We start from the raw sequence: 25,765 nt of genomic DNA on the forward strand, positions 1-25,765 counted from the left end.
TATTATTGTTATCAGTACATTTTGACAGGAAGAGTATTTTGACTACTGACACTCATACTCTGCATATTGAAGAGATTTTAGAACTTCTGCCGCACCGCTACCCGTTTCTGCTGGTAGACCGTGTGCTGGATTTTGAAGAAGGTCGTTTTCTGCGCGCAGTGAAAAATGTTTCCGTGAACGAGCCGTTCTTCCAGGGGCACTTCCCTGGTAAGCCTATCTTCCCGGGTGTGTTGATTCTGGAAGCGATGGCTCAGGCTACCGGTATTCTGGCGTTTAAAAGCGTCGGCAAACTGGAGCCAGGTGAGCTGTATTACTTCGCGGGTATTGATGAAGCGCGCTTTAAGCGCCCTGTCGTGCCTGGTGATCAGATGATCATGGAAGTCACTTTTGAAAAAACGCGTCGTGGCCTGACTCGCTTCAAAGGCGTAGCGCTGGTTGACGGCAAAGTTGTTTGCGAAGCGACGATGATGTGTGCTCGTAGCCGGGAGTCCTGATACGTGATTGATAAATCCGCCTTTATTCATCCTACCGCTATTGTGGAAACCGGTGCCATCATTGGCGCTAACGTCCACATTGGCCCGTTTTGTATTGTTGGACCCCATGTCGAAATTGGTGAGGGTACAGTACTGAAATCTCACGTTGTCGTGAATGGTCACACGACCATTGGCTGCAATAACGAGATCTATCAGTTCGCTTCCATCGGCGAGGTTAACCAGGATCTGAAATATGCTGGTGAGTCGACCCGTCTGGAAATTGGCGATCGTAACCGTATTCGCGAAAGCGTCACTATTCATCGTGGAACAGTACAGGGTGGTGGATTGACGAAGGTGGGCAGCGATAACCTGTTTATGGTTAATGCGCATATCGCGCACGACTGTACCGTGGGTGACCGCTGTATTCTTGCCAACAACGCAACGCTGGCAGGACACGTATCGGTTGATGACTTCGCAATTATTGGCGGCATGACCGCAGTCCATCAGTTCTGCATCATTGGTGCGCACGTGATGGTTGGCGGATGCTCCGGTGTGGCGCAGGACGTCCCACCGTATGTGATTGCGCAGGGCAACCATGCCACGCCGTTTGGCGTGAACATCGAAGGCCTCAAGCGTCGTGGTTTTAGTCGCGAAGCGATTACTGCCATCCGCAACGCGTACAAACTGCTGTACCGTAGCGGTAAAACGCTGGAAGAGGCGAAGCCGGAAATTGCCGAGCTGGCGAATAAGCACCCGGAAGTGAACGCGTTCATGGAATTCTTTGACCGTTCAACAAGGGGTCTGATTCGTTAATGGTCGACAGTCGTCCGCTTACGATAGCCCTGGTCGCCGGAGAAACCTCCGGCGATATTCTTGGTGCCGGTCTCATCCGCGCGCTTAAGGCGCGTGTACCCAATGCTCGCTTTGTCGGCGTTGCTGGCCCGCTGATGCAGGCCGAAGGCTGTGAAGCCTGGTATGAAATGGAAGAGCTCGCCGTGATGGGCATCGTTGAGGTGCTGGGACGGCTACGCCGTTTGCTGCACATCCGCGCCGATCTCACCCGTCGTTTTACCGAACTCAAACCCGATGTGTTTGTCGGTATCGATGCGCCTGATTTCAACATTACCCTCGAAGGGAATCTGAAAAAGCAGGGCATTAAAACCATTCACTACGTCAGTCCGTCCGTCTGGGCGTGGCGACAGAAACGCGTTTTCAAAATCGGACGGTCCACCAACCTGGTGCTGGCTTTCCTGCCTTTCGAAAAAGCGTTTTACGACAGATTTAATGTTCCGTGCCGTTTTATCGGCCATACCATGGCGGATGCGATGCCATTGGATCCGGATAAAAACGCGGCGCGCGACGCGCTGGGCATCCCGCATGATGTGCACTGTCTGGCACTGCTGCCAGGCAGCCGTGGTGCAGAAGTTGAGATGCTGAGCGCCGATTTCCTCAAAACAGCGCAAATTCTTCGCCAGACCTATCCGGATCTTGAAGTGGTTATTCCGCTGGTAAATGCCAAACGCCGCGAGCAGTTTGAGCGCATCAAAGCGGAAGTCGCCCCGGATCTTCACGTCCGCCTTCTGGACGGGAAAGGGCGGGAAGCGATGTATGCGAGCGATGCCGCGCTGCTGGCCTCCGGTACGGCGGCGCTGGAATGCATGCTGGCGAAATGCCCGATGGTGGTCGGCTATCGCATGAAGCCGTTCACTTTCTGGCTGGCAAAGCGTCTGGTTAAAACGGATTATGTCTCCCTGCCAAACCTGCTTGCCGGGCGCGAGCTGGTGAAAGAGCTGCTGCAGGATGAGTGCCAGCCGCAGGCGCTTGCCGATGCACTGCTGCCGCTGCTCGCCAACGGCAAGACCAGCCACCAGATGCACGATACCTTCCGCGAACTGCATCAACTGATCCGCTGTAATGCTGATGAGCAAGCGGCGGATGCGGTGCTGGAGCTAGCAAAATGATGGAATTTGTTTATCCTCACACTCGCCTTGTGGCGGGCGTGGACGAAGTGGGTCGTGGCCCGTTGGTCGGGGCCGTGGTGACCGCCGCGGTGATCCTCGATCCGGATCGCCCGATTATCGGGCTGAACGACTCTAAAAAATTGTCAGAAAAGCGCCGTCTGGCGCTGTTTAGTGAGATCCAGGAGAAGGCGCTGGCCTGGAGCCTGGGGCGCGCTGAACCGCATGAAATAGACGAGCTGAATATTTTGCATGCCACGATGCTGGCGATGCAGCGTGCGGTCGCGGGTTTGAAAATTTCCCCGGAATATGTCCTGATTGACGGCAACCGCTGTCCTGCATTGCCCATGCCTTCAATGGCGGTCGTCAAAGGCGATAGCCGGGTCGCAGAAATTAGCGCAGCTTCTATTATTGCCAAAGTGACGCGCGACGCCGAAATGGCCGCGCTGGACCTCACATATCCTCAGTATGGTTTCGCCCAGCATAAGGGGTATCCCACACCTTTCCATCTGGAAAGGCTGGCTGAACATGGCGCAACCGAACACCACCGGCGCAGTTTCGGCCCGGTGAAGCGCGCGCTGGGACGGGTGTCCTGAATCAATACGCAAGCAATTAAGTAACGCGGAATCTGAAGATGGCTGAACCACGTTTCGTACACCTGCGGGTGCATAGCGACTACTCCATGATCGATGGGCTGGCGAAGACCGGGCCGCTGGTAAAAAAGGCGGCCTCCCTTGGCATGCCCGCGCTGGCGATCACCGATTTTACCAACCTGTGTGGCCTGGTGAAGTTCTACGGAACGGCGCACGGCGCGGGGATAAAGCCCATCGTCGGGGCGGATTTTCATGTTCAGAGCGATCTCATCGGCGATGAAATGACGCAAATCTCCGTGCTGGCGATGAACAACACGGGCTATCAAAACCTTACTCTGCTTATCTCAAAAGCCTATCAGCGCGGATATGGTGCGCTGGGCCCGTGGATTGACAGGGACTGGCTGGCTGAGCTGAACGAAGGGCTGCTGCTGATCTCCGGTGGCCGTATGGGCGATGTCGGTAAATGCCTGCTGCGCGGCAATAGCGCGCTGGTGGATCAATGCGTTTCGTTCTATGAAGAGTATTTCCCGGATCGTTATTATCTGGAGCTGATCCGCACCGGTCGTCAGGACGAAGAGAACTATCTGCATGCGGCGGTCGCACTTGCGGAAGAACGCGGTCTGCCTGTTGTCGCGACAAACGATGTGCGGTTCCTCGAGCCGGGAGATTTTGACGCCCACGAAATTCGTGTGGCGATCCACGATGGCTTCACGCTCGACGATCCGAAACGACCGCGTAATTACTCCGCTCAACAGTACATGCGCAGCGAGGAGGAGATGTGTGAACTCTTCTCCGATATCCCTGAAGCGCTGGAAAACAGCGTAGAAATCGCCAAGCGCTGTAACGTTACCGTCCGCCTCGGCGAATACTTCCTGCCGCAGTTCCCGACGGGTGATATGACCACGGAAGATTTCCTGGTCGTGAAATCAAAAGAAGGTCTGGAAGAGCGTCTGGAATTCCTGTTCCCGGATGAGGCCGTTCGCAAAGAGAAGCGGCCGCCGTACGATGAGCGCCTGGATATTGAACTCCAGGTAATCAACCAGATGGGCTTCCCGGGCTACTTCCTGATCGTAATGGAGTTTATCCAGTGGTCGAAGGATAACGGCGTACCGGTCGGACCGGGACGAGGCTCCGGTGCAGGCTCGCTTGTGGCCTATGCGCTTAAAATTACCGACCTCGATCCGCTAGAGTTCGACCTGCTGTTCGAACGTTTCCTTAACCCGGAACGTGTTTCCATGCCCGACTTTGACGTCGACTTCTGCATGGAGAAACGCGACCAGGTGATCGAACACGTCGCCGATATGTACGGCCGTGATGCGGTTTCGCAGATTATTACGTTCGGTACGATGGCGGCAAAGGCGGTTATCCGCGACGTCGGCCGCGTGCTGGGCCACCCGTACGGGTTTGTCGATCGTATTTCTAAGCTGGTGCCGCCCGATCCGGGCATGACGCTGGCAAAAGCGTTTGAAGCCGAACCTCAGCTGCCGGAAATATACGAAGCTGACGAAGAAGTGAAAGCGCTGATCGACATGGCGCGCAAGCTGGAAGGCGTCACGCGTAACGCCGGCAAACATGCGGGGGGCGTGGTTATCGCGCCGACCAAAATTACCGACTTCGCGCCGCTCTACTGCGATGAAGCGGGTGAGCATCCGGTTACTCAGTTTGATAAGAACGACGTGGAATACGCCGGGCTGGTGAAGTTTGACTTCCTCGGCCTGCGTACGCTGACGATCATCGACTGGGCGCTGAAGATGATCAACCCGCGCCGGGAAAAGCAGGGCCTTGAGCCGATAGACATTGCCGCCATCCCGCTGGATGACAAGAAAAGTTTCGACATGCTGCAGCGCTCGGAGACGACAGCCGTCTTCCAGCTTGAATCCCGCGGCATGAAAGACCTGATTAAACGTCTGCAGCCCGACTGCTTCGAAGATATGATCGCTCTGGTCGCCCTGTTCCGTCCGGGCCCGCTGCAGTCAGGGATGGTAGATAACTTTATCGACCGTAAGCACGGTCGCGAAGAGATTTCTTACCCGGACGTTCAGTGGCAGCATGAAAGCCTGAAGCCGGTACTGGAACCAACCTACGGCATTATCCTGTATCAGGAACAGGTCATGCAGATTGCCCAGGTGCTTTCCGGCTATACGCTCGGCGGCGCGGACATGCTGCGTCGTGCGATGGGTAAGAAAAAGCCGGAAGAGATGGCTAAGCAGCGTTCCATCTTTGAAGACGGGGCGAAGAAAAACGGCGTTGACGGCGAGCTGGCGATGAAAATCTTCGACCTGGTGGAGAAATTCGCCGGGTACGGATTTAACAAATCCCACTCCGCCGCCTATGCTTTGGTGTCGTATCAAACGCTGTGGCTGAAAGCGCACTATCCTGCTGAATTTATGGCGGCGGTAATGACGGCCGATATGGACAACACCGAGAAGGTGGTTGGCCTGGTGGACGAGTGCTGGCGCATGGGGCTGAAGATCCTGCCGCCGGATATTAACTCAGGGCTCTACCACTTCCACGTCAACGACGACGGAGAGATCGTTTACGGGATCGGCGCGATCAAAGGCGTGGGCGAAGGTCCGATCGAGGCGATCATCGAAGCGCGTAACAACGGCGGGTATTTCCGTGAGCTGTTCGATCTTTGCGCCCGTACCGACACCAAAAAACTGAACCGTCGCGTGCTGGAAAAACTGATCATGTCCGGCGCGTTTGACAGGCTGGGGCCGCACCGCGCCGCGCTGATGAATTCCCTCGGCGACGCGCTGAAAGCGGCGGATCAGCATGCAAAAGCAGAAGCCATTGGTCAGGCGGATATGTTCGGGGTACTGGCGGAAGAGCCGGAGCAGATCGAGCAATCTTATTCCAACTGCCAGCCGTGGCCAGAACAGGTGGTACTGGATGGGGAGCGTGAGACGTTAGGCTTGTACCTGACGGGGCACCCGATCAACCAGTACATCAAAGAAATTGAGCGTTATGTCGGCGGCCACAGGCTTAAAGACATGCATCCGACAGAACGTGGTAAAATCACCACGGCTGCGGGGCTCGTGATTGCCGCAAGGGTTATGGTCACCAAGCGCGGCAATCGTATCGGCATCTGTACGCTGGATGACCGTTCCGGGCGTCTGGAGGTGATGTTGTTCACCGACGCGCTGGATAAATACCAGCAATTGCTGGAAAAAGACCGCATACTTATCGTCAGCGGACAGGTCAGCTTTGATGACTTCAGTGGGGGGCTTAAAATGACCGCCCGCGAAGTGATGGACATTGACGAAGCCCGGGAAAAATATGCTCGCGGGCTTGCTATCTCGCTGACGGACAGGCAAATTGATGACCAGCTTTTAAACCGACTCCGTCAGTCTCTGGAACCCCACCGCTCGGGGACAATTCCAGTACATCTCTACTATCAGAGGGCGGATGCACGCGCGCGGTTGCGCTTTGGTGCAACGTGGCGTGTCTCTCCGAGCGATCGTTTACTGAACGATCTCCGTGGCCTCATTGGTTCGGAGCAGGTGGAACTGGAGTTTGACTAATACAGGAATACTATGAGTCTGAATTTCCTTGATTTCGAACAGCCGATTGCTGAGCTGGAAGCGAAAATCGATTCTCTGACAGCGGTAAGCCGTCAGGATGAAAAACTGGATATTAACATCGACGAAGAAGTGCATCGTCTGCGCGAGAAAAGCGTAGAGCTGACGCGCAAAATCTTTGCCGATCTCGGCGCATGGCAGGTGGCCCAGCTGGCTCGCCATCCACAGCGTCCGTACACCCTGGATTATGTCCGCCTGGCGTTTGACGAATTTGACGAACTGGCAGGCGATCGCGCATACGCTGACGATAAAGCTATCGTTGGCGGTATCGCGCGTCTGGACGGACGCCCGGTGATGATCATTGGTCATCAGAAAGGTCGTGAAACCAAAGAGAAAATCCGTCGTAACTTTGGTATGCCAGCACCAGAAGGCTACCGTAAAGCCCTGCGTCTGATGGAGATGGCTGAGCGTTTCAACATGCCAATCATCACCTTCATCGACACCCCGGGTGCATACCCTGGCGTGGGCGCGGAAGAGCGCGGTCAGTCTGAAGCCATCGCGCGCAACCTGCGCGAGATGTCTCGCCTGAAGGTGCCGGTCATCTGTACCGTTATCGGTGAGGGTGGTTCCGGCGGTGCGCTGGCGATTGGCGTGGGTGATAAAGTGAATATGCTGCAGTACAGCACCTATTCCGTTATCTCTCCGGAAGGCTGCGCGTCCATTCTGTGGAAAAGCGCCGACAAAGCGCCGCTGGCTGCAGAAGCCATGGGTATCATTGCGCCACGCCTGAAAGAGCTTAAACTGATCGACTCCATCATCCCGGAACCGCTGGGTGGTGCGCATCGTAAGCCGGAAGTAATGGCGGCTTCTCTGAAAGCGCAGCTGCTGGCTGACCTGGCGGATCTGGACGTGCTGAGCAAAGAAGATCTGCTCAACCGTCGTTACCAGCGTCTGATGACCTACGGTTACGCGTAAGCTTCACAATTATCTGAAAAGCCGCACAATGTTGCGGCTTTTTTTATACCTGCGGTTTAGCCGGACTATGCTTAGCTAATGTTTTTTAAGGAGGAAGCCCATGAATATCATTGCCATTATGGGGCCGCACGGCGTCTTTTATAAAGACGAGCCAATTAAGGAGCTGGAGCAAGCCCTGCAGTCGCGCGGGTATCAGCTAATCTGGCCGCACAACAGCGCCGACCTGCTGAAGTTCATCGAGCATAACCCGCGTATTTGCGGCGTGATCTTCGACTGGGACGAATACGATCTCGAACTGTGCAGCGACATCAACAAGCTAAACGAATACCTCCCTCTCTATGCGTTTATTAATACCCACTCAACCATGGACGTCAGCGCCAACGATATGCGTATGGCGCTGTGGTTCTTTGAATATTCGCTCGGCGTGGCTGAAGATATTGCGACCCGAATTCAGCAATATACGAATGAATATCTCGATAACATCACTCCGCCGTTTACTCGCGCGCTCTTCACCTACGTGAAGGAGGGCAAATATACCTTCTGTACGCCAGGGCATATGGCGGGAACGGCCTATCAAAAAAGCCCGGTGGGCTGCCTGTTCTATGATTTCTTCGGTGGCAACACGCTGAAAGCGGACGTGTCGATTTCAGTCACCGAACTAGGCTCTCTGCTGGATCATACCGGCCCGCATCTTGAAGCCGAAGAGTATATCGCCCGCACCTTTGGCGCCGAACAGAGCTATATGGTGACCAACGGCACGTCGACCTCGAACAAAATCGTCGGGATGTACGCTGCGCCTGCTGGCAGCACCTTGCTGATTGACCGTAACTGCCATAAATCGCTGGCACACCTGCTGATGATGAGCGACGTCGTACCGCTCTGGCTGTCGCCCACGCGTAACGCGCTCGGTATTCTTGGCGGTATTCCGCGCCGGGAGTTCACCCATGACGCCATTGAAAGTAAGGTCGCGGCAATTCCTGGCGCAAGCTGGCCTGTTCATGCGGTCATCACTAACTCCACCTACGACGGTCTGCTGTACAACACGAACTGGATCAAAAAGACGCTGGACGTGCCGTCGATCCACTTCGATTCTGCATGGGTGCCATACACTAATTTCCATCCGATTTACGCCGGAAAAAGCGGTATGAGCGGTGAACGCGTGCCGGGGAAAGTGTTCTTCGAAACGCAGTCGACCCATAAAATGCTCGCGGCGTTTTCCCAGGCTTCGCTTATTCACATCAAAGGCGAGTACGACGAAGACACATTCAACGAAGCCTTTATGATGCATACCACCACCTCACCGAGCTACCCGCTGGTGGCCTCCATAGAAACGGCGGCGGCGATGCTGCGCGGCAATCCGGGTAAGCGTCTCATCAATCGTTCGGTGGAGCGCGCGCTGCATTTCCGCAAAGAGGTTCAGCGGCTGAAAGATGAAGCCGACGGCTGGTTCTTTGATATCTGGCAGCCGGAAGAGATTGATGAAGCAGAATGCTGGCCCGTCTCGCCCGGCGAAGACTGGCATGGCTTCCGGGATGCCGATAGCGACCATATGTTCCTCGACCCGGTCAAAGTGACGATCCTGACGCCGGGCATGGATGAGCAGGGCAAGATGAGCGATGAAGGTATTCCGGCCGCGCTGGTCGCGAAATTTCTTGATGAACGTGGCGTAGTGGTGGAGAAAACCGGCCCCTATAACCTGCTTTTTCTGTTCAGTATTGGTATTGATAAAACCCGGGCGATGGGGCTGTTGCGCGGCCTGATGGAGTTTAAGCGCGCCTACGATCTCAACCTGCGGGTGAAGAACATGCTGCCGGATCTCTACGCGGAGGATCCTGACTTCTATCGTAATATGCGCATTCAGGATCTGGCCCAGGGGATCCACAGGCTGATCCGTCAGCACGATCTGCCGCGTCTGATGCTTCAGGCGTTCGATGTCTTACCGGAGATGAAGTTTACCCCGCACAAGGCATGGCAGCGCCAGGTGAAAGGGGAGGTCGAAACCGTCGAGCTGGAAAACCTGGTCGGGCGCGTATCGGCTAACATGATCCTGCCTTACCCTCCGGGCGTTCCGCTCCTGATGCCGGGAGAGATGATTACCGAAGAGAGTCGGGCGGTGCTCGATTTCCTGCTGATGCTCTGTTCGGTAGGGCGTCACTATCCCGGTTTTGAGACCGATATCCACGGTGCGAAGCGCGACGAGAACGGCGTTTACTGGGTGCGAGTCCTAAAATAAGGGTGACCGCTTGCCAGGCGCGGGTTTTCGGTTGTAACGTTCAGGCATCATAAAAAGGAGAAGCTATGCTGGGTTTAAAACAGGTTCATCATATTGCGATCATTGCGACCGACTACGCGAAAAGTAAGGCCTTCTACTGCGACATCCTCGGCTTTACGCTCATGAGCGAGGCCTACCGCGAGGAGCGTGACTCCTGGAAGGGCGACCTGGCGTTAAACGGGCAATATGTGATTGAGCTGTTCTCTTTTCCTTTTCCGCCTGCGCGTCCGTCCCGCCCGGAAGCCTGTGGCCTGCGTCATCTTGCCTTCAGCGTCGATGACCTGGATAGCGCAGTAAAGCATCTGGAAGCGCACGGCGTGACGTGCGAAGCGATACGCGTCGATCCGTTCACCGACAAGCGGTTTACCTTTTTCAACGACCCGGACGGCCTGCCGCTGGAGCTTTATCAGCAGTAATGGTTGTCCTGTGTGATAATGCCCGCTCAGTTCGGGCATTTTTTATGTGTAATCTCCTATGACCTTACCCGCTATCGCACAAGCCGTTTCACCGTACCGCCAGCTGCTGGTGGGGTTTAGCGGTGGCCTGGATTCTACCGTGTTGCTGCATCGCCTTAAGCTTTGGCGCGATCGGGAACCTGACGTCCAGCTTCGGGCGATGCATATTCACCACGGAATAAGTCCTCACGCAGAGGCGTGGGTGGCGCACTGCGAAGCCTTATGTGCGGCCTGGGCGATCCCGCTCATCGTTGAGCGCGTCACGCTTGCGGAGGAGGGGCTGGGCATCGAAGCGCAGGCGCGGAAAGCACGCTATGCCGCGTTTGCCGGGGCATTACGTGCTGGAGAAGCGCTGGTCACGGCCCAGCATCTTGATGACCAGTGTGAAACCTTTTTTCTGGCGCTTAAGCGGGGAAGCGGGCCGGCGGGACTTTCTGCCATGCCGGCGCGTTCTGAATTTGCCGGCACAACGTTACTGCGTCCGCTGCTAGGCGAGACGCGTGCCTCGCTGGAAGCCTGGGCGCAAGAACATCAGCTGAACTGGATCGAAGATGAGAGTAACCAGGATGACGGCTATGACCGTAACTTCCTGCGCCTGCGCGTCCTCCCGCTTTTAGGCGAGCGCTGGCCGCATTTCGCCGACGCGACGGCAAGAAGCGCCATGCTGTGCGCCGAACAGGAGTTGTTGCTGGATGAGCTGCTGAGCGACGAGCTGGCTGGGCTGATTTCTGCCGACGGGGCGTTGGCAATCGCACCGATGAAAGCGATGAGTCCGGTACGTCGCGCCGCGCTGCTACGACGCTGGCTAGCCTTTCATCGCGCCGCGATGCCGTCGCGGACAATGCTGAGCCGTATCTGGGACGAAGTCTCACTGGCGCGGGATGATGCTTCCCCGTGCGTCCACCTGAACGGTTTTGAGGTTAGACGCTATAAGGGGGAGCTCTGGTGGATAAAATCCATGCCCTCTCTGACCGATGTGGTGCTCGACTGGCTTTCTCCTGATGCACCGCTGATATTGCCCTGTGAGGCAGGATGCGTCTCTCTCCAGTCATCTGGTCATGTGCGGCTGCCGAAGCCCGGAGAACCGGTCACCGTGCGCTTTAAGGCTGGCGGCATGCTGCATATTGTCGGGCGCAACGGGGGACGGAAGCTGAAGAAAATATGGCAGGAGTGTAACGTACCGCCGTGGCTGCGCGATACCACGCCGCTACTGTTCTACGGTGAAACGCTTATCGCTGCGGCAGGGGTTTTCATCACGGAAGAGGGGTGGTCAGAAGAGGGGGTCCGTTTTGAGTGGCAAAAAGCGTAACGGGCAGCCAGGCTGCCCGTTAGTGTCATCAGGATTCGCTCACCACGACGGTGCCGATTTGCGGGTGGCTGAAGCTGGCTATTTTGTCCAGACGCAGCTCACGCGTCGCACCGGCGTCTTCCACTATCAGGTATTCCACATTCTTTCGTGAAACCAGATCGCTGGCTTTCGCCTTCAACACTTCGCCATCTTTTAGCTCCAGCGTCAGTAATAAATGATGCTGGCAGGCGAGTTCGAGGTTGTCATAGTCATCACAATTGATGGGTTGATAAGTATCATTCATCGACATAATCGCTCACCAGTAAATTCGCCGCAGCATACGCTGCTTTTTCCCTGACCGACTCTGAAAGGCTCTCATCAGAGGCCACTTCATTAAGCACCTTCAATACACAGCCCAACGCGTCCGGGACATACCCCAGATCTCCGCTGGCGATTTCCGCATACCGTTTGCGAATTAACTCACAATAATTATTCACATCCCCTCCCGCCAGCGCACTGACTTACTGTGAGATATCATTAAGCCTACGAAGATAAACTCGGTTTAGCAAGGTGACTATACCATACTCATTTAAGCAATATCAGAGCCTTGATAGCGGTGTATTTAACACCCTGTAACAGCCTTTTGCCGCGGTTTTCGCTACAATGTGCGCCTGATTCGAATGGAGTTCTCTCATGGCGCTGAAAGCGACAATTTATAAAGCAGTGGTTAATGTGGCCGATCTGGATCGAAACCAGTTCCTCGACGCGTCGCTTACGCTGGCACGCCACCCCTCCGAAACTCAGGAGCGTATGATGCTGCGCCTGCTGGCGTGGATTAAGTATGCCGACGAGCGTCTGCAGTTTACCCGTGGGTTAAGCGCAGAAGACGAGCCTGAAGCCTGGCTGCGCAACGATCATCTGGGTATCGATTTGTGGATCGAACTCGGCCTGCCGGACGAGCGCAGAATTAAGAAGGCCTGCACCCAGTCCGCTGAAGTGGCCTTATTCGCGTATAATCAGCGCGCTGCGGAGATCTGGTGGCAGCAAAACAAGAGCAAGTGCGGACAGTTTAAAAATCTCACGGTCTGGTATCTGGATGATGAGCAGCTGGCGCAGTTGAGCGAATTTGCCAGCCGGACTATGGTTTTGCAGGCGACGATTCAGGATGGCGCCATCTGGCTCTCTGATTCTCAGAATAATCTGGAAATTCATTTAACGGCGTGGCAACCCGCGTCATGATCGTCTTGTCCCGAAACGTCAGCATCCCTGACAACGAGCTGGAGATCACCGCCATCCGTGCGCAGGGGGCAGGCGGGCAGCACGTCAACAAGGCGTCGACGGCTATCCATTTGCGTTTTGACATTCGGGCCTCAAGCCTGCCAGAGTATTATAAAGAAAGCCTGCTTGCCGCCAGCCATCACCTGATCACCAGCGATGGCGTGATTGTGATCAAAGCCCAGGAGTACCGCAGCCAGGAGCTCAACCGGGAAGCGGCGGTAGCCAGGCTGGTGGCGGTCATTAAAGAGTTAACGACGGTACAAAAAAGCCGCCGGGCAACGCGGCCAACCCGCGCATCGAAAGAGCGTCGGTTGTCCTCGAAGGCCCAAAAATCCACAGTGAAAGCACTACGCGGTAAAGTTCGTCGCCCGACAGAGTGACGAAAGGGAACACACTTTTCATAAGGAATTCATTGTGAAAAAAGTATTATGGTCAGCGCTGGCAGCGAGTACGCTGTTTGCGCTTTTTGGGTGTAACAACCGCTCCGAAACGCAGGTTTTACAACCCACGCAAACGGAAGAATTAAAACCAATGCAGCAGAGCTGGCGCGGCGTATTGCCTTGCGCGGACTGCGAAGGCATTGAAACGTCTCTGTTCCTGCAAAAAGACGGCACCTGGGTGATGAACCAGCGCTATCAGGGCGCAAAAGAGCCTTCTTCTTTTGCAACTTATGGAACATGGGCGCGTACGGCTGAGAAGCTGGTCCTGACGGACACCACCGGTGAGAAAACCTTTTTCCGCGCCAAAGGTGAGGGGATGGAGATGCTTGACCGCGAAGGCAACCCGATTGAATCCCAGTTCAACTACACGCTTGCGCCGGTAAAAGCGGCTCTGCCTGCCACGCCGATGGCAATGCGGGGGATGTACTTCTATATGGCGGATGCGGCGATCTTTACCGACTGCGCAACCGGCAGGAAGGTTAGCGTGGCAAACAATGCGCAGCTTGAACGTGATTACGCAGTGGCACGCGGTAATGACAGCAAGCCGGTACTGCTGACGGTTGACGGTCACTTTACGCTGGAGCCAAACCCGGATAGCGGGGAGATGGTGAAAACGCTGGTGGCAGATAAAGACGCGAAGTTTGTTGCGGGTAAAGACTGTAACAGTAAATAAGCTGACGCTGAGCCATTAAAAAACCCCGCCTGAGCGGGGTTTTTTGTTTAGCCTTTGATGGCTTTCACCAGGTAATCAAGAATGTCGCCGGTCTTGATCATCTGTTTTTCGCCGCTGCGACGGTATTTGTATTCAATCTCATCGCTGTCGAGGTTACGGTCGCCGATGACGACGGTGTGTGGGATACCGATCAGTTCCATATCGGCGAACATCACGCCTGGACGCTCTTTACGGTCATCCATCAGCACTTCGATACCCTGAGCGCGCAGCTCGGCATACAGCTTCTCGGCCAGCTCCTGCACGCGGTAAGACTTGTGCATGTTCATTGGCAGGATAGCCACCTGGAACGGCGCAATATTGTCCGGCCAGACGATGCCGCGTTCGTCGTAGTTCTGCTCAATTGCCGCAGCCACCACGCGCGTCACCCCGATACCGTAGCACCCCATGGTCAGGATCTGGTTACGGCCATCTTCACCCTGAACAGCGGCGTTCAGCGCCCGAGAGTATTTATCGCCCAGCTGGAAGATGTGACCGACTTCGATGCCGCGCTTAATCATCAGGGTACCCTGACCGTCCGGGCTTGGATCGCCTGCAACCACGTTACGGATGTCAGCCACTTCCGGCGTCGCCACGTCGCGATCCCAGTTGATGCCGAAGTAGTGTTTACCGTCGATGTTCGCACCTGCAGAGAAGTCGCTCATTGCAGCAACCGTGCGGTCAATAACAACCGGCACCGGCAGATTGACTGGACCCAGTGAACCTGGACCCGCATTCACCACGGCGCGGATTTCCGCTTCCGTTGCGAAGGTCAGCGGGCTGGCTACCTGCGGCAGCTTCTCTGCTTTCACTTCGTTCAGCTCATGATCGCCACGCACCAGCAGGGCAACCAGCGGATAAGCGCTACCTTCGGTAGATTTCACCAGCAGGGTTTTCACGGTTTTTTCGACTGGCAGATTGAACTGCTCAACCAGCTCGGCGATGGTTTTCGCGTTTGGCGTATCAACCAGCGTCATCTCTTGCGTTGCCGCGCCGCGTGGTTCTTTTGGTGCCAGCGCTTCTGCAAATTCGATGTTCGCCGCGTAGTCTGAAGAGTCAGAGAAGATCACATCGTCTTCACCGCTCTGCGCCAGTACCTGGAACTCATGGGATGCGCTACCGCCGATGGAGCCGGTATCAGCCTGCACAGCGCGGAAATCCAGACCCATGCGGGAGAAGATTTTGCTGTACGCCGCGTACATTGCGTCGTAAGTCTCTTGCAGTGATTCCTGAGAGGTATGGAAAGAGTAAGCATCTTTCATCAGGAATTCGCGAGAGCGCATGACGCCGAAACGTGGGCGAACTTCGTCACGGAACTTGGTCTGGATCTGGAAGAAGTTCAGCGGCAGCTGTTTGTAAGAGCTCAGCTCGTTACGAATCAGGTCGGTAATGACTTCTTCATGCGTTGGGCCGAGAACGAAAGGACGCTCGCCGCGATCGACAAAGCGCAGCAGTTCAGGACCATATTGCTCCCAACGGCCGCTCTCCTGCCACAGGTCAGCGGGCTGAACCACAGGCATGGACACCTCGATAGCACCGGCGTTGTTCATCTCTTCACGCACGATGTTTTCGACTTTTTTCAGGACGCGCACGCCGGTCGGTAGCCAGGTGTATAACCCGGAGGCCAGCTTGCGGATCATCCCGGCGCGCAGCATCAGCTGATGGCTGATCACTTCGGCGTCGGCAGGCGTCTCCTTCAGAGTGGAGAGCAGATATTGGCTAGTACGCATGTTGTTACGGTTCCATTTCGACGATTGGAACAGGCTGAAACACCAGCCTGACACAAAAAAAGTGGTTTAGTTTACCAGTGTGGCAAAGATGCCAAAAGAGAGGAGAACAAAATTACCTGGGTTCAAGGGCAAACACTTCAAAACCTGCACCGGTGACGCGCCAGCGAACGTTGAAATCAAGCAGCCAGACGGCGTACGTTTTTCCTTCTTCCTCTTCTTTACGGTAGGCCGGACGCGGGTCCTGTGCCAGAACTTCAGTGATGAAATCCCGTAAGCGAGGATAGCGTTTCTCCAGATGACCGAGCTGCACGGTTATCTCTGGCGTAAAATAAACAGGCATGTCCGCCTGCGGTGCGTCCTGAGCATAACTTGCACGCGCGTCCGGGAGCGCTTCGGCGAAGGGCAAATAGGGTTTGATGTCGATTACCGGCGTGCCGTCTACCAGGTCCAGACTACCTAACTCCAGTATCACCCGATCTTTCTGGCAGCGTATGCCTTTCAGTTCAACCAGCGACATTCCAACCGGGTTTGGGCGGAAGGTAGAGCGAGTCGCAAACACGCCCATTCTAGCATTTCCGCCAAGACGAGGAGGACGCACGGTAGGCCGCCAGCCGCCTTCCATCGTCTGGTGAAACACGAACACCACCCATAAATGGCTGAAAGCCTCGAGCCCGCGTACCGCATCGGCCTGATTGTAAGGCGCAATCAGGTGAAGCTCACCGCTTCCGCTGGTGACCAGACCGGGCTGGCGGGGGACGGCGAACTTCTCTTTATAAGGAGAGTGGATAACGCCTATCTGCTCGAACTGAAATGCACTCATTTCGCCGTGATGTTCAGCGCAGAACCGATGCAAACCGCCTGACGATAGCAGCCCGGCGTGCCGCTGGTGACTTCGCAGCTGTGCAGCAGAACCGCGTTGGCTTTCATTTTTGCGGCATTAATCTGCATACGTTTACGCGCTGTCGGAATATTCGGTGGTGAGTCCTGATTGGTCGCCTGACAGGATTCACCGCTCACTTCGCCCAGTTCACGGAACGGTTTACCGACGAGTTCGTCTGCTTTCGTGATAATGCGAACCGGTGCAGGGCGAACCACTTTCGGTTTCGTAGGCTCTGTTTTTGGCGGGGTTGCCGTGCTTTGAACAGGTTCAACGGGAGATCTGCTTAGCATAGAACAGCCGCTCAGCATGAGTGCTAAAAGACAGATCGGTAAAGCACGCATAATAGTTCCTCAATGGATAATCAAAACGTCAGATATTGAATCAGTTGACTGCACAAATGACAAGACGGGCATAAGCCCGTCCTGATGATATTACACTGAGGTGAGATTACCAGCCTTTAACAGCGCCGCCGTTAAACACTTTGTTGGCTTCCTGGTAAACTTCATCAGACTGATAAGCCTGAATGAATTTCTTCACGTTTTCCGCGTCCTTGTTGTCTTCGCGAGTCACGATCAGGTTAACGTACGGGGAGTCTTTATCTTCTACGAAGATACCGTCTTTGGCTGGCGTCAGGCCAATCTGGCTGGCGTAAGTGGTGTTGATAACGGCCAGGGCAATCTGCGCATCGTCCAGAGAACGCGGCAGCTGCGGTGCTTCCAGTTCAACAATTTTCAGATTTTTCGGGTTCTCGGTGACATCCAGAACGGTTGGCAGCAGGCCAACACCGTCTTTCAGTTTGATCAGGCCCACTTTCTGCAGCAGCAGCAGGGAACGGCCAAGGTTGGTTGGGTCGTTAGGCACGGCAACCTGAGAGCCCGGCTGCAGCTCGTCCAGTGATTTAATTTTCTTAGAGTAACCGGCAATTGGATAAACGAAGGTGTTACCAACACCCACCAGTTTATAGCCGCGATCTTTGATCTGCTGATCCAGGTAAGGCTTATGCTGGAAGGCGTTAGCGTCGATATCGCCTTTGCTCAGCGCTTCGTTCGGCAGAACGTAATCGTTGAAGGTCACCAGCTCAACGTCCAGGCCATACTTCTCTTTCGCCACTTTCTGAGCAACTTCAGCAACCTGCTGTTCTGCACCCACGATAACGCCCACTTTAATGTGGTTTGGATCTTTTTCGTCCTGACCGCAACCCACCAGTGCCAGAGAGCCGATCAGCGCGCCTACTGCTGCAAAGGTCTTTAATTTAAACGCCATGTTTTATCCTTAACTCGTAGAGTTTGTGTTGTGTGTAACGTTATTTGTGAGTAACGGTCCGGACGATGCGATCGCCAGAGAACTGGATTAAATAAACCAGAACAACCAGCAATACCAGAACGGTATTCATCACGGTAGCGTTATATCCAATATAGCCGTACTGGTAACCAATCTGGCCTAAACCGCCAGCGCCAACTGCGCCACCCATTGCGGAATAACCGACCAGCGTGATGAGCGTGATGGTTGCCGCGTTCACCAGGCCCGGCAGTGCTTCCGGGAGCAGAACTTTGCGGACGATCTGCATCGGCGTTGCGCCCATCGCGCGTGAGGCTTCGATCAAACCGGTTGGGATCTCCAGCAGGGCGTTTTCCACCATACGGGCGATAAACGGCGCAGCCCCCACGGTCAGCGGAACGATAGCTGCCTGCAGGCCGATAGACGTTCCGACGATCACGCGGGTAAACGGAATCATCCACACCAGTAGAATAATGAAGGGGATAGAACGGAAGATGTTCACCAGCGCAGAGAGCGTACGGTACAGCTTCGCGTTCTCAATGATTTGACCCGGACGCGTCACGTACAGCAATACGCCGACCGGCAGGCCAATCACAAAACCAAAGAAGCCAGAGACAAAGGTCATTGCCAGCGTTTCCCAAACGCCGCGAACCAGCAGCCACATCATCGGCTCAGACATAACCCAGTACCTCTACTTTTACGTGGTGTTCTTGCAGCCAGGCAATCGCGGCCTGGGTTTCTTCTTGTGTGCCGTGCATTTCTGTCAGCATGATGCCGAACTTCACGCCACCGGCGTAATCCATCTGCGCGCTGATGATGTTGTTGTTCACGTTAAAGCGACGCGCGGTTTCGGAAAGCAGGGGAGCGTCAACGGACTGACCGGTGAACTCCATGCGCAGCATCGGGACGCTGTCTGCTGCGGGTTCGGTTTTCAAACGCTCCAGATAGTCTTCCGGAATATCCAGATGCAGCGTGGACTGGATGAACTGCTGTGCCAGCGGCGTCTTCGGATGCGAGAACACTTCACTTACCGTGTCCTGCTCGATCAGTTCACCGTTGCTGATGACCGCCACGCAGTCGCAGATGCGTTTCACCACGTCCATCTCATGCGTAATAAGGAGGATCGTCAGGCCCAGGCGACGGTTAATGTCTTTCAGCAGTTCCAGAATCGAACGCGTGGTTGCCGGATCCAGTGCGCTGGTGGCTTCATCACACAGAAGTACCTTAGGGTTGCTTGCCAGCGCGCGGGCAATGGCCACACGCTGTTTTTGCCCACCGGACAGATTTGCCGGGTAGCTATCATGCTTGTCGCCCAGACCCACGAGGTCGAGCAGCTCGGTAACGCGACGCTTCACTTCTTCTTTCGGCGTATTATCCAGCTCAAGCGGCAGGGCAACGTTGCCGAACACGGTGCGGGAAGCCAGCAGGTTAAAGTGCTGGAAGATCATGCCAATCTGACGACGCGCTTTGGTGAGTTCTTTCTCTGAGAGGGCGGTAAGTTCCTGGCCGCCAACTTCTACGCTGCCCTGGGTTGGGCGCTCAAGCAGGTTAACACAACGAATCAGCGTGCTTTTACCTGCACCCGATGCGCCAATGACGCCATAAATTTGACCAGCAGGAACATGCAGGCTGACGTTGTTCAGCGCCTGAATGGTTCGGTTCCCCTGCTGGAACACTTTGGTGATATTGGAAAGTTTAATCATTAGATTATTTTTATCGTATGTAAGTTAGCCGTGGCATTTTCTTCTGCCAGATACGGGTGATGACCGTAAACAAAACGGATGTTAAGGCATCCAGACGTCTAAATCAATCCAACTCTGTACGATGAGCACTTTATTGCGCTGCGATTCATGAGATACTAGTCGAACATGCCTTTTTCAGGAGCAAACCGGTGGCAAAATCAGTACCCGCAATTTTTCTCGATCGTGACGGCACTATTAATGTGGATCACGGTTATGTCCATGAGATTGATGAGTTCGAGTTTATCGAGGGCGTAATAGATGCCATGCGCCAGCTGAAAGAGATGGGTTATGCGCTGGTGGTTGTGACGAACCAGTCCGGTATTGCACGCGGTAAATTCACCGAAGCGCAGTTCGAGACGCTGACGGAATGGATGGACTGGTCATTGGCCGACCGCGGTGTGGATCTCGACGGCATCTACTATTGTCCGCACCACCCGCAGGGAACGGTAGAAGCGTATCGCCAGACCTGTGACTGCCGTAAGCCGCATCCGGGGATGTTCATCTCTGCACAGGAGTTCCTGCACATTGATATGTCTGCTTCTTACATGGTGGGCGATAAACTGGAAGATATGCAGGCGGCAGCGGCAGCGGGTGTAGGAACCAAAATATTAGTTCGCACCGGTAAGCCAGTGACGCCAGAAGCAGAAAATGCAGCGGATTGGGTGATTAATAGTCTGGCCGACCTGCCAAAAGAGATTAAAAAGCACCAAAAATAGCCTTTTTGGTGAAAAGGTGAGCGGTTGAAATAAAAATGCATTTTTCCGCTTGTCATTCCTCGGCGGCCCCCTATAATGCGCCTCCATCGACACGGCGGATGTGAATCACTTCACAGACAACCCGGTCGGTTGAAGAGAAAAAATCCTGAAATAACGGGTTGACTCTGAAAGAGGAAAGCGTAATATACGCCACCTCGCAACGGTGAGCGAAAGCCGCGTTGCACTGCTCTTTAACAATTTATCAGACAATCTGTGTGGGCACTCAAAGTGACATGGATTCTTAATGTCTCCGGACAATAAATGAATACCAAGTCTCTGAGTGAACATACGTAATTCATTACGAAGTTTAATTCACGAGCATCAAACTTAAATTGAAGAGTTTGATCATGGCTCAGATTGAACGCTGGCGGCAGGCCTAACACATGCAAGTCGAGCGGTAGCACAGGAGAGCTTGCTCTCCGGGTGACGAGCGGCGGACGGGTGAGTAATGTCTGGGAAACTGCCTGATGGAGGGGGATAACTACTGGAAACGGTAGCTAATACCGCATAACGTCGCAAGACCAAAGAGGGGGACCTTCGGGCCTCTTGCCATCAGATGTGCCCAGATGGGATTAGCTAGTAGGTGGGGTAACGGCTCACCTAGGCGACGATCCCTAGCTGGTCTGAGAGGATGACCAGCCACACTGGAACTGAGACACGGTCCAGACTCCTACGGGAGGCAGCAGTGGGGAATATTGCACAATGGGCGCAAGCCTGATGCAGCCATGCCGCGTGTATGAAGAAGGCCTTCGGGTTGTAAAGTACTTTCAGCGGGGAGGAAGGTGTTGAGGTTAATAACCTCAGCAATTGACGTTACCCGCAGAAGAAGCACCGGCTAACTCCGTGCCAGCAGCCGCGGTAATACGGAGGGTGCAAGCGTTAATCGGAATTACTGGGCGTAAAGCGCACGCAGGCGGTCTGTCAAGTCGGATGTGAAATCCCCGGGCTCAACCTGGGAACTGCATTCGAAACTGGCAGGCTAGAGTCTTGTAGAGGGGGGTAGAATTCCAGGTGTAGCGGTGAAATGCGTAGAGATCTGGAGGAATACCGGTGGCGAAGGCGGCCCCCTGGACAAAGACTGACGCTCAGGTGCGAAAGCGTGGGGAGCAAACAGGATTAGATACCCTGGTAGTCCACGCCGTAAACGATGTCGACTTGGAGGTTGTGCCCTTGAGGCGTGGCTTCCGGAGCTAACGCGTTAAGTCGACCGCCTGGGGAGTACGGCCGCAAGGTTAAAACTCAAATGAATTGACGGGGGCCCGCACAAGCGGTGGAGCATGTGGTTTAATTCGATGCAACGCGAAGAACCTTACCTACTCTTGACATCCAGAGAACTTTCCAGAGATGGATTGGTGCCTTCGGGAACTCTGAGACAGGTGCTGCATGGCTGTCGTCAGCTCGTGTTGTGAAATGTTGGGTTAAGTCCCGCAACGAGCGCAACCCTTATCCTTTGTTGCCAGCGGTCCGGCCGGGAACTCAAAGGAGACTGCCAGTGATAAACTGGAGGAAGGTGGGGATGACGTCAAGTCATCATGGCCCTTACGAGTAGGGCTACACACGTGCTACAATGGCGCATACAAAGAGAAGCGACCTCGCGAGAGCAAGCGGACCTCATAAAGTGCGTCGTAGTCCGGATTGGAGTCTGCAACTCGACTCCATGAAGTCGGAATCGCTAGTAATCGTAGATCAGAATGCTACGGTGAATACGTTCCCGGGCCTTGTACACACCGCCCGTCACACCATGGGAGTGGGTTGCAAAAGAAGTAGGTAGCTTAACCTTCGGGAGGGCGCTTACCACTTTGTGATTCATGACTGGGGTGAAGTCGTAACAAGGTAACCGTAGGGGAACCTGCGGTTGGATCACCTCCTTACCTTAAAGAACCTGCCTTTGTAGTGCTCACACAGATTGTCTGATGAAAAACAGCAGTAAAAATCTCTGCAGGCTTGTAGCTCAGGTGGTTAGAGCGCACCCCTGATAAGGGTGAGGTCGGTGGTTCAAGTCCACTCAGGCCTACCAAACTCCTTTTAAAGGATGAGCGGTACAGAGATTATAAACGATGGGGCTATAGCTCAGCTGGGAGAGCGCCTGCTTTGCACGCAGGAGGTCTGCGGTTCGATCCCGCATAGCTCCACCATCTTTTACTGCGAACACAAGAAAACTTCAGAGTGAACCTGAAAAGGTGCACTGCGAAGTTTTGCTCTTTAAAAATCTGGATCAAGCTGAAAATTGAAACGACACATCTTAATGGTGTGTTCGAGTCTCTCAAATTTTCGCAAGTCGATGATGAATCGAAAGAAACATCTTCGGGTTGTGAGGTTAAGCGACTAAGCGTACACGGTGGATGCCCTGGCAGTCAGAGGCGATGAAGGACGTGCTAATCTGCGAAAAGCGCCGGCGAGGTGATATGAACCTTTGACCCGGCGATGTCCGAATGGGGAAACCCAGTGTGATTCGTCACACTATCGTTAACTGAATACATAGGTTAACGAGGCGAACCGGGGGAACTGAAACATCTAAGTACCCCGAGGAAAAGAAATCAACCGAGATTCCCCCAGTAGCGGCGAGCGAACGGGGAGCAGCCCAGAGTCTGAATCAGCTTGTGTGTTAGTGGAAGCGTCTGGAAAGTCGCACGGTACAGGGTGACAGTCCCGTACACGAAAGCACACAGGCTGTGAACTCGAAGAGTAGGGCGGGACACGTGGTATCCTGTCTGAATATGGGGGGACCATCCTCCAAGGCTAAATACTCCTGACTGACCGATAGTGAACCAGTACCGTGAGGGAAAGGCGAAAAGAACCCCGGCGAGGGGAGTGAAAAAGAACCTGAAACCGTGTACGTACAAGCAGTGGGAGCACCCTTGTGGTGTGACTGCGTACCTTTTGTATAATGGGTCAGCGACTTATATTCTGTAGCAAGGTTAACCGTATAGGGGAGCCGAAGGGAAACCGAGTCTTAACTGGGCGTTAAGTTGCAGGGTATAGACCCGAAACCCGGTGATCTAGCCATGGGCAGGTTGAAGGTTGGGTAACACTAACTGGAGGACCGAACCGACTAATGTTGAAAAATTAGCGGATGACTTGTGGCTGGGGGTGAAAGGCCAATCAAACCGGGAGATAGCTGGTTCTCCCCGAAAGCTATTTAGGTAGCGCCTCGTGAACTCATCTTCGGGGGTAGAGCACTGTTTCGGCTAGGGGGCCATCCCGGCTTACCAACCCGATGCAAACTACGAATACCGAAGAATGTTATCACGGGAGACACACGGCGGGTGCTAACGTCCGTCGTGAAGAGGGAAACAACCCAGACCGCCAGCTAAGGTCCCAAAGTCATGGTTAAGTGGGAAACGATGTGGGAAGGCACAGACAGCCAGGATGTTGGCTTAGAAGCAGCCATCATTTAAAGAAAGCGTAATAGCTCACTGGTCGAGTCGGCCTGCGCGGAAGATGTAACGGGGCTAAACCATGCACCGAAGCTGCGGCAGCGACACTTAGGTGTTGTTGGGTAGGGGAGCGTTCTGTAAGCCGTTGAAGGTGTGCTGTGAGGCATGCTGGAGGTATCAGAAGTGCGAATGCTGACATAAGTAACGATAAAGCGGGTGAAAAGCCCGCTCGCCGGAAGACCAAGGGTTCCTGTCCAACGTTAATCGGGGCAGGGTGAGTCGACCCCTAAGGCGAGGCCGAAAGGCGTAGTCGATGGGAAACAGGTTAATATTCCTGTACTTGGTGTTACTGCGAAGGGGGGACGGAGAAGGCTATGTTAGCCGGGCGACGGTTGTCCCGGTTTAAGCATGTAGGCGGGGGTTCCAGGTAAATCCGGTACCTTTTAACGCTGAGGTGTGATGACGAGGCACTACGGTGCTGAAGTAACAAATGCCCTGCTTCCAGGAAAAGCCTCTAAGCATCAGGTAACATCAAATCGTACCCCAAACCGACACAGGTGGTCAGGTAGAGAATACCAAGGCGCTTGAGAGAACTCGGGTGAAGGAACTAGGCAAAATGGTGCCGTAACTTCGGGAGAAGGCACGCTGATATGTAGGTGAAGCCCCTGCGGGTGGAGCTGAAATCAGTCGAAGATACCAGCTGGCTGCAACTGTTTATTAAAAACACAGCACTGTGCAAACACGAAAGTGGACGTATACGGTGTGACGCCTGCCCGGTGCCGGAAGGTTAATTGATGGGGTTAGCGGCAACGCGAAGCTCTTGATCGAAGCCCCGGTAAACGGCGGCCGTAACTATAACGGTCCTAAGGTAGCGAAATTCCTTGTCGGGTAAGTTCCGACCTGCACGAATGGCGTAATGATGGCCAGGCTGTCTCCACCCGAGACTCAGTGAAATTGAACTCGCTGTGAAGATGCAGTGTACCCGCGGCAAGACGGAAAGACCCCGTGAACCTTTACTATAGCTTGACACTGAACACTGGTCCTTGATGTGTAGGATAGGTGGGAGGCTTTGAAGCGTGGACGCCAGTCTGCGTGGAGCCAACCTTGAAATACCACCCTTTAATGGCTGGTGTTCTAACGTAGACCCGTAATCCGGGTTGCGGACAGTGTCTGGTGGGTAGTTTGACTGGGGCGGTCTCCTCCCAAAGAGTAACGGAGGAGCACGAAGGTTAGCTAATCCTGGTCGGACATCAGGAGGTTAGTGCAATGGCATAAGCTAGCTTGACTGCGAGAGTGACGGCTCGAGCAGGTGCGAAAGCAGGTCATAGTGATCCGGTGGTTCTGAATGGAAGGGCCATCGCTCAACGGATAAAAGGTACTCCGGGGATAACAGGCTGATACCGCCCAAGAGTTCATATCGACGGCGGTGTTTGGCACCTCGATGTCGGCTCATCACATCCTGGGGCTGAAGTAGGTCCCAAGGGTATGGCTGTTCGCCATTTAAAGTGGTACGCGAGCTGGGTTTAGAACGTCGTGAGACAGTTCGGTCCCTATCTGCCGTGGGCGCTGGAGAATTGAGGGGGGCTGCTCCTAGTACGAGAGGACCGGAGTGGACGCATCACTGGTGTTCGGGTTGTCATGCCAATGGCACTGCCCGGTAGCTAAATGCGGAAAAGATAAGTGCTGAAAGCATCTAAGCACGAAACTTGCCCCGAGATGAGTTCTCCCTGACTCTTTAAGGGTCCTGAAGGAACGTTGAAGACTACGACGTTGATAGGTCGGGTGTGTAAGCGCAGCGATGCGTTGAGCTAACCGATACTAATGAACCGTGAGGCTTAACCTTACAACGCCGAAGCTGTTTCGGCGAAGAGACGACGCAATCAAATTTCAGCTCTGATACAGATTTAACAGAATTTGCCTGGCGGCTTTAGCGCGGTGGTCCCACCTGACCCCATGCCGAACTCAGAAGTGAAACGCCGTAGCGCCGATGGTAGTGTGGGGTCTCCCCATGTGAGAGTAGGGAACTGCCAGGCATCAAATT

Annotated in this window: 21 protein-coding genes, 2 tRNA genes and 3 rRNA genes; 18 read left to right on the forward strand and 8 right to left on the reverse strand. The window is 54.5% G+C overall.

Annotated elements, in window-relative coordinates; all coding sequences use genetic code 11:
• Window positions 1–38 precede the first annotated feature (38 nt).
• The 9 genes from fabZ to tilS all read left to right on the forward strand — a co-directional run bounded on the left by fabZ (window position 39) and on the right by tilS (window position 11,556).
• Window positions 39–494 carry a 3-hydroxyacyl-ACP dehydratase FabZ gene (gene fabZ / locus ACMGGX_RS13735; protein WP_010426706.1) on the forward strand — a complete coding sequence of 152 codons (456 nt, stop codon included), beginning with the start codon at window positions 39–41 and terminating at the stop codon, window positions 492–494.
• Between the two features lie 3 nt (window positions 495–497).
• Window positions 498–1,286, forward strand: a complete 789-nt coding sequence (gene lpxA / locus ACMGGX_RS13740) for an acyl-ACP--UDP-N-acetylglucosamine O-acyltransferase (protein WP_023310462.1) — start codon at window positions 498–500, stop codon at window positions 1,284–1,286.
• Window positions 1,286–2,434: a lipid-A-disaccharide synthase gene (gene lpxB, locus ACMGGX_RS13745; protein WP_420298489.1), complete on the forward strand. Its 1,149-nt coding sequence runs from the start codon at window positions 1,286–1,288 to the stop codon at window positions 2,432–2,434. Before lpxA ends, lpxB begins: the two co-directional genes overlap by 1 nt.
• Entirely contained in the window at window positions 2,431–3,027 is a 597-nt protein-coding gene (gene rnhB / locus ACMGGX_RS13750) for a ribonuclease HII (protein ID WP_023310464.1), read from the forward strand. The genes lpxB and rnhB overlap by 4 nt, the downstream gene beginning before the upstream one ends.
• A gap of 38 nt (window positions 3,028–3,065) precedes the next feature.
• Entirely contained in the window at window positions 3,066–6,548 is a 3,483-nt protein-coding gene (gene dnaE, locus ACMGGX_RS13755; protein WP_023334580.1) for a DNA polymerase III subunit alpha, read from the forward strand.
• 12 nt (window positions 6,549–6,560) lie between these two features.
• Window positions 6,561–7,520 carry an acetyl-CoA carboxylase carboxyl transferase subunit alpha gene (gene accA, locus ACMGGX_RS13760; protein WP_008501895.1) on the forward strand — a complete coding sequence of 320 codons (960 nt, stop codon included), beginning with the start codon at window positions 6,561–6,563 and terminating at the stop codon, window positions 7,518–7,520.
• A 100-nt stretch (window positions 7,521–7,620) separates the two neighbouring features.
• Entirely contained in the window at window positions 7,621–9,753 is a 2,133-nt protein-coding gene (locus ACMGGX_RS13765; protein WP_420298490.1) for a lysine decarboxylase LdcC, read from the forward strand.
• Window positions 9,754–9,818: 65 nt separating this feature from the next.
• On the forward strand, window positions 9,819–10,208 hold the full coding sequence (locus tag ACMGGX_RS13770) for a VOC family protein (RefSeq protein WP_029741193.1): 390 nt from the start codon (window positions 9,819–9,821) through the stop codon (window positions 10,206–10,208).
• Window positions 10,209–10,266: 58 nt separating this feature from the next.
• The gene (tilS, locus tag ACMGGX_RS13775) at window positions 10,267–11,556 is read left to right on the forward strand and encodes a tRNA lysidine(34) synthetase TilS (protein WP_420298491.1); all 1,290 of its coding nucleotides are present in this window, start codon (window positions 10,267–10,269) and stop codon (window positions 11,554–11,556) included.
• 28 nt (window positions 11,557–11,584) lie between these two features.
• Here tilS and rof read toward each other — a convergent pair whose 3' ends face one another.
• On the reverse strand, window positions 11,585–11,845 hold the full coding sequence (gene rof / locus ACMGGX_RS13780; RefSeq protein ID WP_008501890.1) for a Rho-binding antiterminator: 261 nt from the start codon (window positions 11,843–11,845) through the stop codon (window positions 11,585–11,587).
• Window positions 11,832–12,032: a YaeP family protein gene (locus ACMGGX_RS13785; RefSeq protein WP_008501889.1), complete on the reverse strand. Its 201-nt coding sequence runs from the start codon at window positions 12,030–12,032 to the stop codon at window positions 11,832–11,834. The genes rof and ACMGGX_RS13785 overlap by 14 nt, the downstream gene beginning before the upstream one ends.
• A 196-nt stretch (window positions 12,033–12,228) precedes the next feature.
• Here ACMGGX_RS13785 and ACMGGX_RS13790 point away from each other — a divergent pair, with 196 nt between their 5' ends.
• From ACMGGX_RS13790 to nlpE, 3 genes are read left to right on the forward strand one after another with little or no spacing between them, the layout of a single operon-like run.
• Complete coding sequence (locus ACMGGX_RS13790; protein WP_023310470.1) at window positions 12,229–12,774, forward strand: YaeQ family protein; 546 nt, start codon at window positions 12,229–12,231, stop codon at window positions 12,772–12,774.
• Window positions 12,771–13,193: an alternative ribosome rescue aminoacyl-tRNA hydrolase ArfB gene (gene arfB / locus ACMGGX_RS13795; RefSeq protein WP_336669209.1), complete on the forward strand. Its 423-nt coding sequence runs from the start codon at window positions 12,771–12,773 to the stop codon at window positions 13,191–13,193. The genes ACMGGX_RS13790 and arfB overlap by 4 nt, the downstream gene beginning before the upstream one ends.
• 34 nt (window positions 13,194–13,227) lie before the next feature.
• Window positions 13,228–13,926: an envelope stress response activation lipoprotein NlpE gene (nlpE, locus tag ACMGGX_RS13800; protein ID WP_032660574.1), complete on the forward strand. Its 699-nt coding sequence runs from the start codon at window positions 13,228–13,230 to the stop codon at window positions 13,924–13,926.
• A gap of 47 nt (window positions 13,927–13,973) precedes the next feature.
• On the opposite strand, the gene proS is transcribed toward nlpE, so the two are convergent.
• The 6 genes from proS to metN form a co-directional block, all read right to left on the reverse strand.
• On the reverse strand, window positions 13,974–15,692 hold the full coding sequence (proS, locus tag ACMGGX_RS13805) for a proline--tRNA ligase (RefSeq protein ID WP_033144681.1): 1,719 nt from the start codon (window positions 15,690–15,692) through the stop codon (window positions 13,974–13,976).
• Window positions 15,693–15,804: 112 nt separating this feature from the next.
• On the reverse strand, window positions 15,805–16,512 hold the full coding sequence (tsaA, locus tag ACMGGX_RS13810) for a tRNA (N6-threonylcarbamoyladenosine(37)-N6)-methyltransferase TrmO (protein ID WP_202770839.1): 708 nt from the start codon (window positions 16,510–16,512) through the stop codon (window positions 15,805–15,807).
• Window positions 16,509–16,913 (reverse strand): Rcs stress response system protein RcsF, encoded by a 405-nt coding sequence (rcsF, locus tag ACMGGX_RS13815; RefSeq protein ID WP_063440181.1) that lies wholly within the window; start codon window positions 16,911–16,913, stop codon window positions 16,509–16,511. Before rcsF ends, tsaA begins: the two co-directional genes overlap by 4 nt.
• A 106-nt stretch (window positions 16,914–17,019) precedes the next feature.
• Window positions 17,020–17,835, reverse strand: a complete 816-nt coding sequence (gene metQ, locus ACMGGX_RS13820; protein ID WP_420298492.1) for a methionine ABC transporter substrate-binding lipoprotein MetQ — start codon at window positions 17,833–17,835, stop codon at window positions 17,020–17,022.
• Window positions 17,836–17,875: 40 nt separating this feature from the next.
• Window positions 17,876–18,529, reverse strand: coding sequence for a methionine ABC transporter permease MetI (locus tag ACMGGX_RS13825; RefSeq protein ID WP_014168730.1), 654 nt, complete (start codon window positions 18,527–18,529; stop codon window positions 17,876–17,878).
• Window positions 18,522–19,553 carry a methionine ABC transporter ATP-binding protein MetN gene (metN, locus tag ACMGGX_RS13830; protein WP_023310475.1) on the reverse strand — a complete coding sequence of 344 codons (1,032 nt, stop codon included), beginning with the start codon at window positions 19,551–19,553 and terminating at the stop codon, window positions 18,522–18,524. Before metN ends, ACMGGX_RS13825 begins: the two co-directional genes overlap by 8 nt.
• Before the next feature lie 188 nt (window positions 19,554–19,741).
• Between metN and gmhB the strand changes: the two genes are divergently transcribed.
• The 6 genes from gmhB to rrf all read left to right on the forward strand — a co-directional run bounded on the left by gmhB (window position 19,742) and on the right by rrf (window position 25,757).
• On the forward strand, window positions 19,742–20,308 hold the full coding sequence (gene gmhB / locus ACMGGX_RS13835) for a D-glycero-beta-D-manno-heptose 1,7-bisphosphate 7-phosphatase (RefSeq protein ID WP_029741186.1): 567 nt from the start codon (window positions 19,742–19,744) through the stop codon (window positions 20,306–20,308).
• Between the two features lie 368 nt (window positions 20,309–20,676).
• Window positions 20,677–22,218 (forward strand): 16S ribosomal RNA (locus ACMGGX_RS13840).
• 69 nt (window positions 22,219–22,287) lie between these two features.
• Window positions 22,288–22,364, forward strand: a tRNA-Ile gene (locus tag ACMGGX_RS13845).
• 42 nt (window positions 22,365–22,406) lie between these two features.
• Window positions 22,407–22,482 (forward strand) — tRNA-Ala (locus tag ACMGGX_RS13850).
• Window positions 22,483–22,662: 180 nt separating this feature from the next.
• Window positions 22,663–25,567 (forward strand): 23S ribosomal RNA (locus tag ACMGGX_RS13855).
• Between the two features lie 74 nt (window positions 25,568–25,641).
• Window positions 25,642–25,757 (forward strand): 5S ribosomal RNA (gene rrf, locus ACMGGX_RS13860).
• Together the 16S, 23S and 5S rRNA genes with 2 tRNA genes alongside form the textbook arrangement of a ribosomal RNA operon.
• Window positions 25,758–25,765: the final 8 nt, after the last annotated feature.

This window comes from Enterobacter sp. BNK-29 (assembly GCF_048684785.1).
Classification (GTDB): domain Bacteria; phylum Pseudomonadota; class Gammaproteobacteria; order Enterobacterales; family Enterobacteriaceae; genus Enterobacter; species Enterobacter cloacae_M.

Coding starts and splice junctions, on each gene's coding strand:
- tilS (WP_420298491.1), top strand. CDS start 10,267: ATGACCTTACCCGCTATCGCACAAGCCGTTTCACCGTACCGCCAGCTG.
- rnhB (WP_023310464.1), top strand. CDS start 2,431: ATGATGGAATTTGTTTATCCTCACACTCGCCTTGTGGCGGGCGTGGAC.
- arfB (WP_336669209.1), top strand. CDS start 12,771: ATGATCGTCTTGTCCCGAAACGTCAGCATCCCTGACAACGAGCTGGAG.
- ACMGGX_RS13825 (WP_014168730.1), bottom strand. CDS start 18,529: ATGTCTGAGCCGATGATGTGGCTGCTGGTTCGCGGCGTTTGGGAAACG.
- accA (WP_008501895.1), top strand. CDS start 6,561: ATGAGTCTGAATTTCCTTGATTTCGAACAGCCGATTGCTGAGCTGGAA.
- dnaE (WP_023334580.1), top strand. CDS start 3,066: ATGGCTGAACCACGTTTCGTACACCTGCGGGTGCATAGCGACTACTCC.
- proS (WP_033144681.1), bottom strand. CDS start 15,692: ATGCGTACTAGCCAATATCTGCTCTCCACTCTGAAGGAGACGCCTGCC.
- metN (WP_023310475.1), bottom strand. CDS start 19,553: ATGATTAAACTTTCCAATATCACCAAAGTGTTCCAGCAGGGGAACCGA.
- rcsF (WP_063440181.1), bottom strand. CDS start 16,913: ATGCGTGCTTTACCGATCTGTCTTTTAGCACTCATGCTGAGCGGCTGT.
- ACMGGX_RS13765 (WP_420298490.1), top strand. CDS start 7,621: ATGAATATCATTGCCATTATGGGGCCGCACGGCGTCTTTTATAAAGAC.
- lpxB (WP_420298489.1), top strand. CDS start 1,286: ATGGTCGACAGTCGTCCGCTTACGATAGCCCTGGTCGCCGGAGAAACC.
- ACMGGX_RS13770 (WP_029741193.1), top strand. CDS start 9,819: ATGCTGGGTTTAAAACAGGTTCATCATATTGCGATCATTGCGACCGAC.
- tsaA (WP_202770839.1), bottom strand. CDS start 16,512: ATGAGTGCATTTCAGTTCGAGCAGATAGGCGTTATCCACTCTCCTTAT.
- rof (WP_008501890.1), bottom strand. CDS start 11,845: ATGTCGATGAATGATACTTATCAACCCATCAATTGTGATGACTATGAC.
- ACMGGX_RS13790 (WP_023310470.1), top strand. CDS start 12,229: ATGGCGCTGAAAGCGACAATTTATAAAGCAGTGGTTAATGTGGCCGAT.
- metQ (WP_420298492.1), bottom strand. CDS start 17,835: ATGGCGTTTAAATTAAAGACCTTTGCAGCAGTAGGCGCGCTGATCGGC.